12 protein-coding genes, 1 tRNA gene and 1 pseudogene are annotated in these 18880 nt (G+C 72.6%); 11 read left to right on the top strand and 3 right to left on the bottom strand.

Features of this window, described 5'->3' with window-relative positions; translation table 11 throughout:
• Positions 1-78: 78 nt before the first annotated feature.
• The 4 genes from ACWCPM_RS03775 (at position 79) to ACWCPM_RS03760 (ending at position 4521) form a co-directional block, all read left to right on the top strand.
• On the top strand, positions 79-1557 hold the full coding sequence (locus ACWCPM_RS03775) for a S1C family serine protease (protein WP_450974511.1): 1479 nt from the start codon (positions 79-81) through the stop codon (positions 1555-1557).
• Positions 1558-1688: 131 nt separating this feature from the next.
• Entirely contained in the window at positions 1689-2558 is an 870-nt protein-coding gene (locus ACWCPM_RS03770) for a GNAT family N-acetyltransferase (protein ID WP_450974510.1), read from the top strand.
• A 221-nt stretch (positions 2559-2779) separates the two neighbouring features.
• Complete coding sequence (locus ACWCPM_RS03765; RefSeq protein WP_450974509.1) at positions 2780-4267, top strand: peptidoglycan D,D-transpeptidase FtsI family protein; 1488 nt, start codon at positions 2780-2782, stop codon at positions 4265-4267.
• Between the two features lie 167 nt (positions 4268-4434).
• Positions 4435-4521, top strand: a tRNA-Ser gene (locus ACWCPM_RS03760).
• Between the two features lie 1033 nt (positions 4522-5554).
• Here ACWCPM_RS03760 and ACWCPM_RS03755 read toward each other — a convergent pair.
• Positions 5555-6421: pseudogene (locus ACWCPM_RS03755) on the bottom strand (bifunctional DNA primase/polymerase); the annotation flags it as partial.
• Positions 6422-6783: 362 nt separating this feature from the next.
• Between ACWCPM_RS03755 and ACWCPM_RS03750 the strand changes: the two are divergent.
• From ACWCPM_RS03750 to ACWCPM_RS03720, 7 genes are all read left to right on the top strand, one after another.
• Entirely contained in the window at positions 6784-7107 is a 324-nt protein-coding gene (locus tag ACWCPM_RS03750) for a hypothetical protein (protein ID WP_450974508.1), read from the top strand.
• A 327-nt stretch (positions 7108-7434) separates the two neighbouring features.
• The gene (locus ACWCPM_RS03745) at positions 7435-8370 is read left to right on the top strand and encodes a bifunctional MaoC family dehydratase N-terminal/OB-fold nucleic acid binding domain-containing protein (protein WP_450974507.1); all 936 of its coding nucleotides are present in this window, start codon (positions 7435-7437) and stop codon (positions 8368-8370) included.
• A gap of 14 nt (positions 8371-8384) precedes the next feature.
• The gene (locus ACWCPM_RS03740; protein ID WP_450974650.1) at positions 8385-8780 is read left to right on the top strand and encodes a MaoC family dehydratase; all 396 of its coding nucleotides are present in this window, start codon (positions 8385-8387) and stop codon (positions 8778-8780) included.
• Positions 8777-9916 carry a lipid-transfer protein gene (locus ACWCPM_RS03735; RefSeq protein WP_450974506.1) on the top strand — a complete coding sequence of 380 codons (1140 nt, stop codon included), beginning with the start codon at positions 8777-8779 and terminating at the stop codon, positions 9914-9916. The genes ACWCPM_RS03740 and ACWCPM_RS03735 overlap by 4 nt, the downstream gene beginning before the upstream one ends.
• Before the next feature lie 169 nt (positions 9917-10085).
• Positions 10086-10643, top strand: coding sequence for a SigE family RNA polymerase sigma factor (locus tag ACWCPM_RS03730; RefSeq protein WP_450974505.1), 558 nt, complete (start codon positions 10086-10088; stop codon positions 10641-10643).
• Positions 10644-10994: 351 nt separating this feature from the next.
• Positions 10995-12650, top strand: a complete 1656-nt coding sequence (locus ACWCPM_RS03725; protein WP_450974504.1) for a long-chain fatty acid--CoA ligase — start codon at positions 10995-10997, stop codon at positions 12648-12650.
• A gap of 261 nt (positions 12651-12911) precedes the next feature.
• Positions 12912-13592 (top strand): hypothetical protein, encoded by a 681-nt coding sequence (locus ACWCPM_RS03720; RefSeq protein ID WP_450974503.1) that lies wholly within the window; start codon positions 12912-12914, stop codon positions 13590-13592.
• A gap of 59 nt (positions 13593-13651) precedes the next feature.
• On the opposite strand, the gene ACWCPM_RS03715 is transcribed toward ACWCPM_RS03720, so the two are convergent.
• On the bottom strand, positions 13652-17989 hold the full coding sequence (locus ACWCPM_RS03715) for a PAS domain-containing protein (RefSeq protein ID WP_450974502.1): 4338 nt from the start codon (positions 17987-17989) through the stop codon (positions 13652-13654).
• Between the two features lie 306 nt (positions 17990-18295).
• A complete protein-coding gene (locus tag ACWCPM_RS03710; protein ID WP_450974501.1) occupies positions 18296-18784 on the bottom strand; it encodes an SSI family serine proteinase inhibitor in 489 nt (162 codons plus the stop codon).
• Positions 18785-18880 lie beyond the last annotated feature (96 nt).

Raw genomic sequence — 18880 nt, 5'->3', positions numbered from 1 at the left:
CGCGCGCAGAAACAGCGGCATCGCGCCTGACCGACGGCATCGCGCCCGACCAACAGCAGTGGACCGAGGAGACAAGCTGTGAGCACCGAGAACGAGGGCACTGCGGTACCCCCGGCCCCGTCCGCACCTCCCGTGCCGGTGGACACTGCCGCAGGCTCCCCGCAGCGACCCGCGCACACCCCCGCACACCCCGGATACGCCCCCGCCGAGGACGCCCCGACGGCTCCGCTGCCGCCGACACCCCCCGGCGCCCCGCAGGAGCCCTACGGTTCCGGAATACCGGCGTACACCTCGGCGAACCCTCAGGGCGGCTCCCCGGGCGGGGCCCCCGAGGGCGGCTGGCCGCCTCCGCCGCCGCCCACCCAGGCGTACCCGGAGCCGGGCCCCGGTGGCCCCGGTGACGGCTCCGGCTGGGGAACGCCGTACACGCAGCCCACGCCGAAGCCCGGGGGGCGGCGTGGTCTGCTCGCCGCGGTCCTGGTGGCCGCCCTGGTCGCGGGCGGCCTGGGCGGCGGCATCGGCTACACGCTGGCCAAGGACGACGACACCAGCTCCACCACCGTCTCGGCCTCCGACAGCGGCGGCGACCTCAAGCGCGACGCCGGCACGGTCGCCGCGGTGACCGCCCAGGCGCTGCCGAGCACGGTCACCATCGAGGCCGAGAGCAGCAGCGGTGAGGGCGGCACGGGCACGGGCTTCGTCTTCGACACCGAGGGCCACATTCTCACCAACAACCACGTGGTGGCCGAGGCGGTCGACGGCGGCAAGCTGACGGCCACCTTCCCGAACGGCAAGAAGTACGACGCCGAGGTCGTGGGCAACGCGCAGGGTTACGACGTGGCGGTCCTCAAGCTCAAGAACGCCCCCTCGGACCTCAAGCCGCTCACCCTGGGCGACTCCGACAAGGTGGCCGTCGGCGACTCCACGATCGCGATCGGCGCCCCCTTCGGTCTGTCGAACACGGTGACGACCGGCATCATCAGCGCCAAGGACCGTCCGGTGGCCTCCAGCGACGGCACCGGCAGCCAGGCGTCGTACATGAGCGCGCTGCAGACCGACGCCTCGATCAACCCGGGCAACTCCGGCGGCCCGCTGCTGGACGCCAAGGGCAATGTCATCGGCATCAACTCCGCGATCCAGTCCAGCAGCAACGGCGGCTTCGGCACCGGCCAGTCCGGCTCCATCGGCCTGGGCTTCGCCATCCCGATCAACCAGGCGAAGTACGTCGCCCAGGAACTGATCAAGACGGGCAAGCCGGTGTACGCGAAGATCGGCGCGTCCGTCTCTCTGGAGGACGCGAGCGGCGGTGCGAAGATCACCGACACCGGCGCGGGCGGCACGGACCCGGTGGAGGCGGGCGGCCCCGCCGACAAGGCCGGCCTGAAGCCCGGCGACGTCATCACCAAGCTCGACGAGACGGTGATCGACAGCGGCCCGACGCTGATCGGCGAGATCTGGACCCACAAGCCCGGCGACAAGGTGAAGATCACCTACGAGCGCGGCGGCAAGACCGACACGGTCGACGTCACGCTCGGCTCCCGCGTGGGCGACAGCTGATCCCGGGCGGGTCCGCCCGCCGACCGGAAGGGGTGCCCCTCGGTGAGGGGCACCCCTTCCGTGTCCCCCTGCGCATGGCTCCGGTGGCGGGATCTCTCGACGCGCGTCCGCGGGATGCGAAAGCATGCGGCATGCGACCGGACCACTGGCACCTGACCGAAGACGTCGAGGACTTCCTCGCCCGGGCCGGGGGCTTCCTGCGCTCCCGCCCAGGCGCGCACGTCATGCAGCTGACATGGGCCGAGAGAGTGCGTACGCGGGGGGCGCGCGCGTTCGGCGGCGAAGCGCCCCTGTTCGGCGTGCTGGAGCGGGCGGGCGAGGTCCACGCCACCTTCTACCGTCTGCCTCCCCGTGGTTACGGCGTCTCCCCGCTCACGCCCGAGCAGGCCGACTCCCTCGCCGCCCGCCTGGCCGCCCTCGGGCACCCCGTTCCCTCCGTCAGCGCGGACCACGACACGGCCACCGCCTTCGCGGAGGCTTGGCAGCGGCAGACCGGCGCGGTGCCCGAGCTCCGCGACACGCGGCTGTGTCTGTACCGTCTCGGCACGCTCACCCCGCCCCAGCCGCCACCGGCGGGCCGAGGCCGCGTCCTGGGCGAGGGGGATCTCGAAGAAGTGATCTTCTGGTGCGGTGAGTTCGCCAAGGCTGTCGGGGAAGAGGCGCCCCTCGACGCCGGCACGTGGGCCCGGACCCGCTTCGCGGACAAGCGCTACACCCTCTGGGAGACCCCGGACGGCACCCCCGTCTCCGTAGCGGGCATGAACCCGCTGATCGGCGGCCAGATCCAGGTGGACATCGTCTACACCCCGGACCACCTCCGCGGACGCGGCTACGCCGCCGCCGTGACGACGGAGGTGAGCCGGGCCGCGCTGGCCGCGGGCGCGCGTGACGTCGTCCTGTTCGCGGACCTGTCCAACCCCACGAGCAACGCCCTGTACCAGCGCCTCGGCTATCGCCGGCTCGCCGACTGGTCGGTGTACGACTTCCCGCACACCGGCTGAGACAGGTCCCGTCGAGCCGCGGAGGCTGAAGCCGGCTTATGTCGGGATCGTCGACGCCGTGTCGAGGCCGCCGGGGACCGTGATCGGGCCGACGGTCGGGGCCTGTTGGTCGTCTAGGGTGTTCGCATGTTGCCTCGACGCCTCTCCATATCCCCTCCGAGTGGACATAGCGTTCTGCCCCGCAGGGCCGCTGCGTCTTCGCACGCCTTCGGAGGCTGCCGGTGAACAGGCCACTGAGGGCGGTGGCCATCTTCTGCGGGCTGCTGGTGCTGAGCCTGCTGCTGCGAGCGAACTGGCTGCAGTTCTTCCAAGCCCCGGAACTCGCCACCGACCAGAAGAACCGGCGGGTGCAGATCGAGCAGTTCGCGGCGCCGCGCGGGGACATCATCGTCGGGGGCCAGCCGGTCACCGGCTCCAAGGAGGTGCAGGGCACCGACTTCAAGTACAAGCGCACGTACACCGACGGGCCCCTGTACGCGCCGGTCACCGGCTACGCGTCTCAGGCCCAGGGCATGACGCTGCTGGAGAGGACGTTCGACGGCATCCTGACCGGCAAGGACGAGCGTCTGGCGTTCCAGCGGTTCGCCGATGTGGTGACCGGTGAGGGACGGCGTGCCGGCTCGGTGGTCACCACCATCGACCCGAAGGCTCAGAAGGCCGCGTACAAGGGACTGACCGATCTCAAGGGCGCACGGGGGGCCGTGGTCGCGCTGGACCCCCGCACGGGGAAGGTGCTGGCTCTGGTGTCGGCTCCGTCCTACGACCCGTCCAAGTTCGCGGGCGGCACCTTCGACGAGTCGGACCGGTTCGTGTCACTGGACAAGGACAAGAGCAAGCCGTTGGCCAACCGTGCGTTGCGTGAGACGTATCCGCCCGGTTCCACCTTCAAGATCCTCACCGCGGCCGCGGCCCTGGAGCACGGCGTCGCCAGCGACATCGACGCCGCTACGGACGCCGTCTCCCCGTACCCCCTGCCGCAGTCACAGAACAAGATCGGCAGTGAGGCGGGTGACGCCGTCTGCGGCAAGGCTTCGCTGAAGACGGCGATGCAGTACTCGTGCAACAACGTCTTCCTCGATGCCGCGGCCAAGCTCGGCCCGGAGAAGTTGCGCGAGACGGCGGAGAAGTTCGGCTTCAACGAGGACGTCTACTCCGAGGAATTCGGTGACCTGCTCGCCACCAAGAGCCTGTACCCGGAAAAGCTGGACAAGCCGGGCACCGCGCTCACGGGCATGGGACAGGGCAGCCTCACGAGCACGCCCATGCAGATGGCCATGGTCACCGCCGCACTCGCCAACGACGGGAAGCTGATGCAGCCCTACATCGTCGACGAGGTCCGTGGTCCGGATCTGAGCGTTCTGCAGAAGAACGAACCTGTGGAGATGAGCCAGGCGGTCTCCGCGAGCACCGCGCAGAAGGTGCAGCAGATGATGGAGTTCACTGCCGCGGAGGGCAGCGCGCAGCGCGCCCGGATCGACGGGATCACGGTCGGAGGCAAGACCGGCACGGCGCAGCGGGGTGTCGACGTGGCCAAGGAGGTGCCCTACGGCTGGTTCGTCTCCTACGGGAAGAAGCCGGACGGCACTTCCGTCGCCGTAGCCGTCTTCATCGACCCGACCGACATGGACATCTCACGCCAGGACATCTCAGGAGGCCGTCTGGGAGCGCCCATCGCGCGCAGCGTCATGCAGGCGGTCCTGCAGCCGTAGCGGCGAGTGGGGTGACGGCTCCGCGGTGATCATGATCAGCGGTGATGCGCCGAGCGGCTCCTCGCGGGGCCCGGCGCGGGGCTGGTCGCCCCCGTGCGGACCGTGCTCCCCTCCGATGCCCGATCCCGGTACTCTGTACCCGCTCCGCCACTGGTGGGCGGCGCACAGGTGGGTTGCCCGAGCGGCCTAAGGGAACGGTCTTGAAAACCGTCGTGGCAGCGATGTCACCGTGGGTTCAAATCCCACACCCACCGCGCAGGTAAGAGACTTGCAGGTCAGAAGGGGTGCCACTCTCCGGAGTGGCACCCCTTGCGCATGGTCTTGTCGCACCTCGGCTCGCCGGCTTCCCGCCTCTGACCAGGGTGTGCGGCCACCCAGCGGCCGGCAGACCCCTCTTTCCTGGGATCGTTCCTGTCCGCCGTGCGCAGGCCGGCGACTCCGATGGGCGGGGATAGCCTCTGGCCATGGCTCCTGTTGATCCGACTGACCCACAGCGAGAGCGCGAGATGAGGCGGATCGCCCTCTGGCTCGCTCCCGATGACCTTCGCTGGCTGGCAGGGCGTTGCTGCTGCGGACCGGAGAGCTCGGAAGAGGAGCGTGATCGTTGTGGCCGGATCCGCTTTCGGGCCAGTGCTGCCCTGCACAAACAGGGGCTCAGCAACTGAGCCGAAGCCTGGGGATCAGCTTCGGTCCCGCGTCCTCATCGCTGTCGGGCGGTCCCGGCCGCGGCCGCGCCGAGGTTCTGGAGGTCGAGGTCGTCGATGCTTCGGGCGCGGTCGAGTGACGGTGGCCCCCGTCGCGTGAGGGGGCTCAGAGTTCGTGGTCCTGGGCCAGGGTCTCCCAGTTCAGGTTTCGCAGGGCGGGGTGGGCCTTGTCGTCCGACGGTGTCGACGGTGTCGGCTGGAACCAGACCACCGTGAGAAGGGAGCGGTGCAGTACCGGGTCGTGGGACTCGTCCACCGGCGTGGAGCGGAAGGCACCGACGCAGCCCACCGACGGCAGCACCTCCACCGGGCCGAAGGCGCCCGCACGGTGGTCGGGGTACTCGCGCGGTGGCGGGATCAGGTGGACCCGCGTCGTCGGGTAGGCCTGTTGTGCGGCCCGTAGCAGCCCGTTGATCGCCATCTCGTTGACCGGCCCGCAGGGGTAGCCCTCCAGCGTTCCCGAGTAGGTCGACGACATACGCAGCTCGGTCAGTTCGATCGAGCGGCCGGAGGTGAGGACGACGTGGGTCAGCGGCATGGGCCACAGCCTAGGGGCGGGGGCGGGGTCGATCGTCCGGATTCTTGGGTGGTGCCCCGTCAGGCGGGCGGCCGAGGCGATCGTCGCCCTCGCTTCCCGTTCGGTGAGCCCTGTCGCGAGCGCCGCCTCGATCAGCGCCGGGAGCAGGTCCGGGGTCAGTCCGTGCTCGTAGGCGCGGCAGGCCGCCCAGAACAGGCGGGTGTTGCGCTGCCCCTCGTGCGCCGCGAGGACGAACTGGACGAGGCCCTGACCGCCGCCTTGCCCGGTCCTGGCGTGCGGCGGGGCGGGTGTGCGGGGCGGTGGCAGGAGCAGGCGGAGCAGGGCCGGTGGGCAGGCGGCCGGGGCCAGGTGGGCCGTGCCGGGCACGGTGCCGTAGACCCCGTGGTCCGTGCGGGAGCCGGGGCCGACGAGGTAGCCGCCGGCGCCGCGGATGTCGATGCCGGGCGCGAGGCGGCCGGCCGAGTTGGGGACGACGGTGTCCGGGGGGCCGGTGAGCCACAGGTGGCGACCACCGCTGGGAGTGAGGACGACCACCGTCTCCGGGATCGTGAACAGATGCCGCAGCGCCAGTTCGCGCAGGGCGGCCGAGGAGTCGGTGCCGGACTTGGTGTCCAGGTCGACGCCGATCAGATGGTGCGGCGGCAGCCCGCAGGCGATGCCGTAGCCGGTGGCCCGGGGGGCGGCGGCGAACAGTGCGCGGATCCGGCGTGAGTCGGTCGAGGCGTCGTACACCCCGTGCCCGAAGCGGCCGCACTCGCCGTGGCAGGCGGGGGCCGCCGGGTCGGTGCGGTGGGGAGAGCGGAGGGCCGGGAGCTTGGTCCGGGACAGAGGGATGACGGCCAGACCGCGTTCGGCGGCTGACAGGGCGTGCGCGAGGGCCAGCGTCGTGGCCTGCCGGTCGATGGTGGCCATGCCCCTATGTTCGTACGAGTGTTCGAAGAAAGGAAGAGGGTCCCCGTGCGACGCGCCGGTGACCAGGCGATTGTCGGAAAAGTTGGCGGAACGCTTCCCCTCTTGTGTCGCTTGATGAGGGGTCGTCCCGTGTGCCCTGAAGAGTGGGCTCGACATGGCCTAGGGGGTTTATCGACTTGTCATCACGCTTGAGGGCGAATCACCGGTTCCGGGCTGGTTCGCCGGGGATTCGGTGGGCAATCCTGATCTCGCGACGTCGTGCTCACACCACCGGGACGGTCGGCCAACTGCCCTGGTGACAGCCGTACTTCACGCGCTCAAGGCCATCCGGCCGGGCGTATTTGCTACTGGAGGAACCCAACATGGCAAGCATCCGTACCGCTCGCGTGGTCGCCGCCGTCTCCGCCCTTCCGCTCGCGGCCGCCCTCTTCGCCGGTGTCGCGACGGCGGACAACGGCTCCTTCGCGGACAACGGATCGACCGCCTCCGCCACCAGCGCGCTCGCGGGCATCGTCGGCAGCGGTGTCGGCGGCGACAACAACGGCAACTCGTCCACCACGCAGCAGCAGGCGGTCGGCGCCGGCGCCTCGAACCAGAGCAACACCGCGCAGGTCGACGACTCGGCGTACACGGCCATCCAGCAGGGCAACGAGAACGTCGCCGTCAACTTCTACCCCTGGTGGTGATCTGAGGGGGCCGGTGCCCGGCGCCGGTCCCCTCGACCCGCGTGTGGGGCGTGTTCAGTGGGGTGAACAAGGTCAGTCCGCGCGGCGGTGCTTCTGCACCGCCGCGCAGGCGTTTCCCCGGCCTGTACGCGGACGGGCCCGGACCTCATCGGCCGCGGCCTCGTCTGCACAGGTCGGGCCTTATCGGCCGCGGCCTCACCTGTACAGGTCGGGCCTCACCTGTGCCGGCCCGGCCCCGCCTGTACAGGTCTGCCTGTGACGGCCTTGACAGCCCCCCGTATCTGACGGACAGTCAGAAATCGTCCACGGGATGGGGGCACGACGACCATGACTGACGACGACGAACTGTTCGCGCGCCTCAAGGCGTACGAGGGACGTCCCGCCACACTCGCCGGCACCGGCAAGGACCCCGTCAACCTGCCCATGATCCGCCACTGGTGCGAGGCCCTCGGCGACACCGACCCGGCGTACACCGGCCCCGGCGCCGTCGCCCCGCCCACCATGCTCCAGGCCTGGACGATGGCCGGCCTCTCCGGGGCCACCGACTCCGACCCGGGCCGCCGCTCCGGCCCCACGACCCGGACACCGGCGTACGACGAGCTGCTCGGGCTGCTCGACGAGGCCGGCTGCACCTCGGTCGTCGCCACCGACTGCGAGCAGGAGTATCTGCGCCCCCTGCGCCCCGGCGACGAGATCACCTTCGAGACGGTGATCGAGTCGGTCTCGGCGAGGAAGACGACCAAGCTCGGCACCGGCTACTTCGTCACCACCCGCACCCGCGTCCACGCCGCCGGCGAACTCGCCGGCACCCACCGCTTCCGCATCCTGAAGTACGCCCCCGCCCGGCGGCGGCCGGGCCCGGCCGAGCTCCGCCCCCGCCCGGTCGTGAGCCGCGACAACGCCGGATTCTGGGAGGGCGTCGAGCGGCACGAACTGCTGATCCAGCGCTGCGGCGCCTGCCAGGCCCTGCGCTTCCCCTGGCTCCCCGGCTGCGAGGCCTGCGGGGGCCTCGACTGGGACACCGTCCGGGCGTCCGGAGACGGCACGGTCCATTCGTACGTCGTCATGCACCATCCGCCCTTCCCGGCCTTCGACCCGCCGTACGCCGTCGGCCTGATCGAGCTGGCGGAGGGCGTACGGATCGTGAGCAACGTGGTCGGGGTGCCGTACGACAAGGTGCGGATCGGGATGCCGGTGCGGCTGGAGTTCCGGCGCTACGACGACGCACTGGTGCTGCCCGTCTTCCGGGGAGGGGCGTCGTGAGCGGGAACAGGAACGTGCGGGTGGGCGACGAACTGCCGCCGTTGGAGATCGAGATCACCCGCACCCTGATCGTGGCCGGGGCGATCGCCTCGCGCGACTACCAGGACGTGCACCACGACCCGGAACTCGCCCGGCAGAAGGGCTCGCCGGACATCTTCATGAACATCCTGACCACGAACGGCCTGGTGGGCCGCTATGTCACCGACCACTTCGGGCCCGCCGCCGTCCTGCGCAAGGTCGCCATCCGGCTCGGTGCCCCCAACCACCCCGGCGACACCATGGTGCTCAGCGGCCTTGTCGAGGCGGTCGAAGGGCCGACGGCCGTGGTCCGCGTGACCGGCGACAACGGCGTCGGCCGGCACGTCACCGGCACGGTGACCCTCACGCTGCCCGCCGGGAGCACCTCGTGAGGGCCGCGATCGCCGGCATCGGCGCCACCGAGTTCTCCAAGGACTCCGGGCGCAGCGAACTGCGCCTGGCCGTCGAGGCGGTGCGGGCGGCGCTCGACGACGCCGGGCTGACGCCCGCCGACGTGGACGGCATGGTGACCTTCACCATGGACACCAACCCGGAGATCACCGTCGCCCGGGCCTGCGGCATCGGCGAGCTGTCGTTCTTCTCCCGCGTCCACTACGGCGGTGGCGCCGCGTGCGCGACCGTGCAGCAGGCGGCGCTGGCGGTGGCGTCCGGGGCGGCGGAGGTGGTCGTCTGCTATCGCGCGTTCAACGAACGTTCGGGCCGACGGTTCGGTTCCGGCGTCCGGCACCGGGAGCCGACGGCGGAGGGGGTGGCGCTGGGCTGGGTGATGCCGTTCGGACTGCTGACGCCCGCGTCCTGGGTGGCGATGGCGGCGCAGCGGTATCTGCACAGGTACGGGCTGACCGCCGAGGACGCCTTCGGGCCGGTCGCCGTCATGGCCCGCCGGCACGCGGCGGCCAATCCGGCGGCGTACTTCCACGGCCGGCCGATCACCCTCGACGACCACGCCGCCTCCCGCTGGATCGCCGAACCGCTGCGCCTGCTGGACTGCTGCCAGGAGACGGACGGCGGCCAGGCCCTCGTCGTCACCTCGCCCGAACGCGCCCGGGACCTGCGGCACACCCCGGTCGTGATCGCGGCGGCCGCCCAGGGCGCGGGCCGTGGGCAGGAGCAGATGACGAGCTTCTACACCGGCGACCTGACCGGACTGCCCGAGGCCGCGGTGGTGGCGCGGCGGTTGTGGCGGACGGCGGGCTGCGGACCGGCCGACATCGATGTGGGCATCCTGTACGACCACTTCACCCCGTTCGTGCTGATGCAGCTCGAGGAGTACGGGTTCTGCGGGCGCGGCGAGGCGGCCGGCCTCGTCGCCGAGGACCGGCTGCCGATGAACACGCACGGCGGCCAGCTCGGTGAGGCGTACCTGCACGGCATGAACGGGATCGCGGAGGCGGTACGGCAGCTGCGCGGCACATCCGTGAACCAGGTCCCGGGGGCGGAACGGGCGCTGGTGACGGCGGGGACGGGCGTACCGACGTCGGGACTCGTGCTCACGGCCGGAACGTGACCGCACCCGGGCGCCCGGGCGCCCCCTAGGGGTCGCACCCGCAGGCCGGGTCCACCGGTCGTCCACCTCGAGGAGGTGCGGTGGGCCCCACCTCTACACCCTGAGGGGGATCCGGCTTCGGGACCTGCGGGCGATCCGCGCCAGGGGGTAGTGAACCTAGCTTGGAGCCATGACCACACCCGTCTGCACCACCGCCTCGAACGCGGCCGCACCTAGGACGCAGACCCTCACGTACCCGTCCTTCGCGTCGTACGTCCGGGCCCGTCAGCCCGTGCTGCTGCGCACGGCCAGGTCGCTCACCGCGAACCCGTGCGACGCGGAGGACCTGCTGCAGACGGCACTCACCAAGACGTACGTCGCCTGGGAGCGCATCGAGGACCACCGCGCGCTGGACGGCTACGTCCGTCGCGCGCTGCTGAACACCCGTACGTCGCAGTGGCGCAAGCGCCGGGTGGACGAGTTCGCCTGCGACGAACTGCCCGAGCCCGAGCCGCTTCCGGTCGGTGACGACCCCGCCGAACAGCAGGCGCTGCGCGACGCGATGTGGCGGGCGATCACGCGCCTTCCGGCCCGGCAGCGGGCGATGGTCGTCCTCAGGTACTACGAGGACCTGAGCGAGGTCCAGACGGCAGAGGTGCTCGGCGTGTCCGTCGGCACGGTGAAGTCGGCGGTGTCACGGGCGCTGGGCAAGCTCCGCGAGGACGTCGAGCTCGGGCTGGCTCTCTGAGCCGAGCTGTGCCGAGCTCCGGGCCGAGCCGAGCTGCGCCGAGCTCTCATCCGGGCCGAGCTGTGCCGAGCTGTGCCGAGCTCATCCGGGCAGAGCCGACCTGAGCTGAGCCGCGCCGGGGCGAGCTGAGTCACGCCGCCCGAGTGGAGACCGGCCCGCTCGAACCGACTTGCGCCGACCGGCCCCGAGTTGAGCTGGGCGTTGTTCGATCCCGCGGCGTTCTGTCCGGCAACGTGAAGTGATCGATCATCCGGATCTAGTGACATACCGCGTGGTATGTGCGCAGAATCAGCGGACACCTTACCGCCGCGTAGGCAAGCGCGTAGGCAATGTCGCCCCGGGAGGACCGCCGTGCTGAGCACCATGCAGGACGTACCGCTGCTGATCTCGAGGATCCTGGCCCACGGGTCCACGATCCACGGATCGTCGCAGGTGATCACCTGGACCGGCGAGGGTGATCCGCAGCGCCGCTCCTTCGCCGAGATCGGCGCCCGCGCCGCCCAGTTGGCGAACGCGCTGCGCGACGAACTCGGGGTCGAGGCCGACGACCGGGTCGCCACCCTGATGTGGAACAACGCCGAGCATGTCGAGGCGTACTTCGCGATCCCCTGTATGGGCGCGGTCCTGCACACCCTCAACCTCCGCCTGCCCCCGGAGCAGCTGGTCTGGATCGTCAACCACGCCGCCGACCGCGTGGTGATCGCCAACGGCTCGCTGCTCCCGCTGCTGGCGCCCCTCCTGCCGCATCTGAAGACGCTCAAGCACGTCGTCGTCGCCGGCCCGGGGGACCGCTCCCTGCTCGCCGAGGCCGACGTCCAGGTGCACGAGTACGAGGACCTGATCGCCGGCAGGCCGGTCACCTACGACTGGCCGGAGCTGGACGAGCGCCAGGCCGCCGCGATGTGCTACACCTCCGGCACCACGGGCGACCCCAAGGGCGTGGTCTACAGCCACCGTTCGGTCTACCTGCACTCCATGCAGGTCAACATGACCCAGTCGATGGGCCTGACGGACGAGGACACCTCCCTGGTGGTGGTCCCCCAGTTCCACGTCAACGCCTGGGGCCTGCCGCACGCCACGTTCATGACCGGCGTCAACATGCTGATGCCGGACCGCTTCCTGCAGCCCGCCCCCCTCGCCGAGATGATCGAGCGGGAGAAGCCGACGCACGCCGCCGCCGTCCCCACGATCTGGCAGGGCCTGCTCGCCGAACTCACCGCCCACCCGCGGGACGTCCGCTCCCTCACCCAGGTCACCATCGGCGGCTCGGCCTGCCCGCCCTCGCTCATGAGGGCCTTCGACGAGCTGGGCATGCGGGTCTGCCACGCCTGGGGCATGACCGAGACCTCCCCGCTCGGCACGGTCGCCCGCCCGCCGGCCCACGCGGTCGGCACCGAGGAGGAGTTCGGCTACCGGCTCACCCAGGGCCGCTTCCCGGCCGGCGTCGAAGGCCGCCTCACCGGCCCCGGCGGCGAGCGCCTGCCCTGGGACGGCGAGTCGGCCGGTGAGCTGGAGGTGCGCGGGCCCTGGATCGCGGGCGCCTACTACAACGGCCCGGACGCCGAAGCCCTGCGCCCCGCCGACAAGTTCAGCGAGGACGGCTGGCTCAAGACCGGCGACGTCGGCACCATCAGCGCCGACGGCTACCTCACCCTCACCGACCGCGCCAAGGACGTCATCAAGTCCGGGGGCGAGTGGATCTCCTCGGTGGACCTGGAGAACGCCCTGATGGCCCACCCGGATGTCGCCGAGGCGGCCGTGGTCGCCGTCCCGGACGAGAAGTGGGGCGAGCGCCCCCTGGCCACGGTGGTGCTGAAGGAGGGCGCCAAGGCCGACTTCGAGACCCTCCGCGCCTTCCTGGCCGCCGAGGGCAAGATCGCGAAGTGGCAGCTCCCGGAGCGCTGGACGGTCATCCCGGCGGTCCCGAAGACGAGCGTCGGCAAGTTCGACAAGAAGGTGCTGCGTCGCCAGTACGCGGACGGGGAGCTGGACGTCACCCAGCTCTGACGGCTGCACGCGTCCGTACGGCGGCGGCATCCGCCGTACGGACGCGGCGGTCGGACCCACGCGGCCCTCACGCCCCGCCTCGCCGACCTGCTTCCCCCCGGGCCTCCACGCGCCGCCTCGCCGACCTGTCTCTCCCCCCTGGCCTCCCCGCCCCGCCCCCACGACACCCCTCGCCGACCCGCTGTGGCCACACGCTGGGAGTGATCCACAACGCACCGTGTCCGGCGCACCTTTCCGGGCCGGGTGATCGTCTAGTACGTCATGAACCTGACGTACTCAGTACGTGGCATCCCGCTCCGCCCCGTCGCGGTGGTCCTGGCGATGGCCGGTGTCGCCGGTGCGGTGCTGGTCGGCCGGGGCGGCCTGGACACGGTGGTCGGCTGCGGTCCGGCCCAGGACCCCTACCCCTCGCAGACCGCGCGGGACTGGGTCGCGCACGCCGACCACGTCGTCGTGGCCGCGCCGGTCCGCGAGGAGGAGACGGACCGCCGTGAGTTCGAGAAGGGCGCGTACCTCCACCAGAGCGACCGCCGGGTCACCCTCCGCACGGACGAGGTCCTGTGGTCGGCCCCGCGCCCCGACAGGTCGATCGACGAGACCTTCGCACTGACCGCCCCCGGCTGGAGCGTCCTGCGCTCCAGCGGCGACCGCGTCGAGCGGACCGTCGGCTACTCACCCCGCTTGGAACTCGGCCACACCTATCTGCTCGCGGTCCGCCGCACGTCCGAGGGCTGGGCCGTCCTCGGCGAGGGTGCCGTCCTGCCGTTCGACGACCGCACGGCGGGACGCGGCGAATGGTGCGGGCGGGTGCTGGGCGAGGAGGACGTGGCCCGCGGTGAACGCTTCTCCCGCCGCTCCGACGACAGTCTGGAGAAGGCCGTCAACGGCCGTGACGAACAGGCCGTGGTGAGCGCGCTGAAGAGCGCCGCCGGCTCCGGGTGACGCGGGCGCGGGACGGGCCGACCGGGCGCCGCAGTCCCCCGACCCGCGGGCGCCGTCCGTCAGTTGGTCCCGACCCGCGCCAGCAGCTCCACGATCCGGCTCTGCACCTCCGCGCTCGTGGACCGCTCGGCGAGGAACAGCACCGTCTCGCCGGAGGCGAGCCGCGGCAGGTCGGCCTGGTCGACGGCGGCCGTGTAGACGACGAGCGGGGTGCGGTTGAGCTGCCCGTTCGCCCGCAGCCAGTCGACGATCCCGGACTGGCGCCGATGCACCTGCATCAGGTCCATCACCACCAGGTTCGGCCGGAACTGCCCCGCCAGCGTCACCGCGTCCGCGTCGCTCGCCGCTCGTGCCACCTGCATCCCGCGCCGCTCCAGCGTCGCCGTCAGCGCCAGCGCGATCTCCGCGTGCTCCTCGATCAGCAGCACGCGCGGCGGGTGCTGCTCACTGTCGCGCGGTGCGAGGGCCTTCAGCAGGACGGCGGGGTCCGCGCCGTACGCGGCCTCGCGCGTCGCCTGCCCGAGCCCGGCCGTCACCATGACGGGTACCTCCGCCGCCACGGCCGCCTGCCGCAGCGACTGGAGCGCGGTCCGTGTGATCGGACCGGTCAGCGGGTCCACGAACAGCGCCGCGGGGAAGGCGGCGATCTGCGCGTCGACCTCCTCGCGCGAGTGCACGATCACCGGCCGGTAGCCGCGGTCGCTGAGCGCCTGCTGGGTCGACACGTCCGGCGCGGGCCACACCAGCAGCCGGCGCGGGTTGTCCAGCGGCTCGGGCGGCAGCTCGTCGTCCATCGGTTGCGGCCTCGGCGGGTCGGCGACCTCGACGGCCCCACCGGGACCGTCCAGGGGTTCGGGTCCCTCGGCGGCGTTCTCGTCCGGTGCGCCTATGGCGTACGACCGTCCGGCCCCCTCGCTCGCCGGACCGGCGAGCCGCGACTGCCCCGACTGCTTCTGCTGCCCGGCGGGCGACTCACCCTGCGGATGCGCACGCGCGGCGGCCGGTTCCGGCGGCGTGCCCAGCTTGCGGCGCCGGCCACCGTTGGCGGGCTGGTGCGGCGGCGGCGTGGCTCCGGCCGGCGGCTGCTGCACCTGCGCCGCCTGTCGCGTGAACGGCACACCCTGACCCAGCGTGCGCACGCTGATCGCCCGGCCCTGCGTGGAGTCCGGATCCACCGGAGCGACGGCATTGCCGGCCTCGGCGGGCAACGGCTGGGCCGTCCGCGCCTGCGTCGCGGTGGCCCGCCCGGCCGCCGCCTCCGGGGGCATCGGCGCACCGGGGGCGGGGGGCTGCGGTGCGGGGGCGCCCGCGCCGGGTGCCTCGAGCGCGCCGGCGCTGGCGGGCCACTGCTGCGGGGGCGGCGTGCCCTGCGCGGGTGCCGCCTCGGCCGGCAGGGGCCGTGCGGCACCCGGCGCCTGCGGGGCCACGGTCCGCTTCGACTGCGACGGGGGCTGCGGCTCGGGCTGCGGCGGCACGGGCCGGCCGGGGGCGGGCTGCTGTGCGGGGGTCTGCCGGGCCGGCCCGGGGGCGCCCGGCAGCGGCTGCGCGAGGCCCTGCGCGGGCACGCCGGGCTGCTGCTGTGCGGAGACGCCCTGCGGCGGTACCGCCTGAGCGGCCGGAGGGACGGGGGCGGCCTGGGCCGCGGGGACGGCGGGAACCGCCTGGGACGGTGGCAGCGGCTGGCCGGCGGGCTGGGCCTGGGCCGGGATCGCCTGCGCCGGGATCGCCTGCGCGGGCGCCCCGTTGCCCTCCGCCTGCGAGGCGGCCATCCTGCGGCGTCGCCCTGTCGGCGCGCTCGCCGGATGCGGCTGCGGCGGAGTGTGGTCCTCGGACCGGTCGTGCGGTACGGCGTCGTGCCGGCCGTGGTCGTCGGGGTGCTCGGCACCGGGGGAACCCTGGTTCGGGACCTGCGCCTGGGCGAGGCCGGCCTGCGGCAGGGCGGCCTGCGACCCGGTCCGCCCCGGCGCCTGGACAGCCGCGGGGCCCGGGCCTTGGAGCTGCCCGGACGCAGGAACCGTGGCCGGAGCCGCCGCACCCCGGTCCGCCTCGGCGGGCGGCAGCGCGAACACCGTGCGGGGGCCCGTCTCCTGCGCCACGGCCCGCTCCTGAGCCGCCGCGAGCGCCCGTCGCCGACGCCCGTCCGAATGCTCCTGCCCCTCGGTCCCGGTACCGGCCCCGGCGGGAACCATCGTGGCGGACGCGTCGGGCACCGCCACGGCGTCCGGGGGCCCGGCGGGCAACGCCGCCGGCAGCGCCTGCTGTTCGCCCGCCGCCCGCCGGGCCCTCCGTCCGTCGCCGGAACCGGGCACGCCCTGCGGCGGTACCGTCCGGCCCAGGCCGTTCGCGGCCGCCGCGGCACCCGCGGCATGCTCGGCGGCGGTGACGACGGCGCCCTCGCTGACGTCGTCCTGCGCCGCGTCGTCCGTCGTACCGGCGGGCAGGGCGAGCTCGGCACCGACCTCGGCCGGTTGCCCGCGCCGTCGCCCGGTACCGCCACCGGCCTCACCCGCGTCGGCCACGGCGGGCGCCGACGCCTCCTCGGCCGCGGCCCGCCGCCGACGGCGTCCGGTCGGAGCCGCGCCCTCGATCTCGGCGGCCCCGGCCTGCGGCACCTCGCTCTCCAGGAAGGCGTCCACGGAGGCCCGCCTCGCCCGCCGCCGCCCGCCGCCGGAGGTCTCCCCGGTCTCGGGCGTCGCTTGTGGCAGGGCCGGCAGGGCCGGGGCGGCAACGGCGCCCGCCCCGCCACCGAGCGGCACTTCGAGCACGTACGCGCTGCCGCTCATGCCCGGTACCTCGTGCGTCTGGAGCACACCGCCGTGCGCGCGCACGATCCCGCGCACGATCGGCTGGTGCACCGGGTCTCCCCCGGGGTACGGCCCGCGCACCTCGATCCGTACGACCTCGCCGCGCTGCGCCGCTGCGACCACGACCGTGTTGTCCATGTAACCGCCCGCCGGGACCCGCGCGTTGCCGGTCGCGTCGACGCCCGCGACGTCCGCGACGAGATGCGCGAGCGCGGAGGCGAGGCGCTCCGGGTCGACCTCGGCCTCGATGGGCGGCGCGTGGACGGCGAACTGCACGCGCCCCGGACCGACGAGTTCGACGGCGCCGTCGACACCGGCGGCGACGACCGCGTCGAGCATCACCTTCGTCCGCGTGATCTCCTCGGCGCCGCTGTCGATCCGCTGGTAGGCGAGGACGTTGTCGATGAGCTGGGTGATCCGGGAGTACCCGGCGGAGAGGTGGTGCAGGACCTGGTTGGCCTCGGGCCACAGCTGGCCGGCGTCGTCGGCGGCGAGGGCCGCGAGATCGCGGCGCAGCTCGTCGAGCGGTCCGCGCAGCGAGTGGGCGAGCAGCGTGGACAGCTGGTCCTGGCGCCCGGCCAGGGCCTCGTAGCGGTCCTTCTCCCGCTCGCCGAGCGCGGCGTACCGCTCCTCGCTCGCCGCCACCTCCTCGGTGTGCTGCTCGCGCAGCTCCTCCACCTCGGTCACGTGCTGCTGGCGCAGGGCGGTGAGGTCGGAGGCGTGCTCCTCGGAGAGCCGCTCCAGTTCCTCCTCGTGCCGCTTCTCGACGGCGGACTTCTCCTCGGCGAGGACGTCGTACGGGCGCCGGTCGGCGAAGGTCATCACGGCGCCGACGAGCTGGTCGCCGTCCCGGACGGGCGCGGTCGTGAGGTCGACGGAGACCTTGTCCCCGCCCTTGGACCACAGGACCTGCCCCCGCACCCGGTGCTTGCGCCCCGAGCGCAGCGTGTCGGCGAGCGCGGACTCCTCGTAGGGGAAGGGCGATCCGTCCACGCGGGAGTGCAGGACGAGGTCGTGCAGCTCCTTGCCGCCGAGTTCACCTGCGCGGTAGCCGAGGATCTGGGCGGCTGCCGGGTTGACCAGCACGATCCGGCCGTCGGTGTCGGTGCCGACGACGCCCTCGGACGCGGCCCGCAGGATCATCTCGGTCTGGCGCTGCGAGCGGGCCAGCTCGGCCTCGGTGTCGACGGTCCCGGACAGATCGCGCACGACGAGCATCAGCAGCTCGTCGCTGGTGTAGCCGTAACCGTCGTAGGCCTGCTGGCCGTTCTCCAGGTTCGCGCTGGTGACCTCGACGGGGAACTCGCTGCCGTCCGTCCGCCGGGCGATCATCCGGGTCGGTTTGGTCCGCCCCTGGGGGTCGATGTGGTCCGGGCGCCGCATGGAGCCCGGGATGAGCTTCGAGTCGAACTGCGGCAGCAGATCGAGCAGCCCGCGCCCGACCAGGGCGGTGCCGGGGGCCTCGAAGGCCTCCAGCGCGATGGTGTTCGCGTTGACGACGGTTCCGTTGGCGTTGACCAGCACCAACGCGTCGGGCAGCGCGTCCAGTATGGCTGCGAGGCGAGCAGCGCCTCGGGATGGCCTGCTGCTCACGAGACGCTTCCCTCCTGTTACCGCACCTTGCCGACCGCTCGGGCCATCTTGCCAACGGCCCCGCGACGTGTCACGCGAGGGAGTCTAAGGGCTGGGATTGTCCTCGCGATGCGGGATGAGAGAGAGGTCGCACGACGAAGTGACACCGAACGGGAGTGCGTACGACTACCGGCACACCACCGCCACGCGCCGTTCGCGCCCCCTGTGCCGGATCTTTACGTGTGGAGGTGGTGAGCCATCTGCGGGGACTGTCTCCGCGAGCCGTCCGAGAACCGGGCCGTGTTCTCGGAATCGGCCGGGATTCGGCTAGACGCGGCCGGCGTCGGGGAGGAACGGAACGAGCCGGTCCCAGCGGGCCATCTCGCAGCCGTTGCTGCGGTCGAACGTGGCGTCGACGGGGCGGCCGGCCCATGTCCCGGTGACACGGGCCGTCGCGGGACCGCCGTACTGCATGGTGCACATGGTGTCCCGGGGCACCGGTGCGAAGACGTCCTGTCCCCACCGGGTCTCCCTCTCCAGTGCCCGGCAGGCTCCGTCGGTGTCCGGATGACTCCCGCCACTCGGGTGGCACCGCACCTCGAAGGTCCCGTCGGCACCACCGCTCACACCGCTGACGGTGACGGTGAGGTGATCGGCGTCGGTGTAGGGGTGGGGGTGGAGGTGCCCGATGCGCTCGCCGAGGGGAGGGGAGGGCGTGGCGGCGGCCGCCGGTGCCGACAGGGAGGTGAGCGCGGCGAGGGAGGCGCCGGCGGCGAGGGCGAGCCGGGGCAGCGTGAGATTCATGGCCTGCAACATGACCTGATCAACGCCTGACGCGCCCGGATGTTGCGCGCTCCACCGGCGGGGAAGCCCTTTGCCCTGCGGGCCGGCCGCCGAGTACCGTGGGGGGCG

The organism is Streptomyces sp. NPDC002309 (assembly GCF_053593375.1).
Note: the sequence above shows the minus strand (reverse complement) of the source record. Positions and strands in the feature narration are given on the sequence as shown.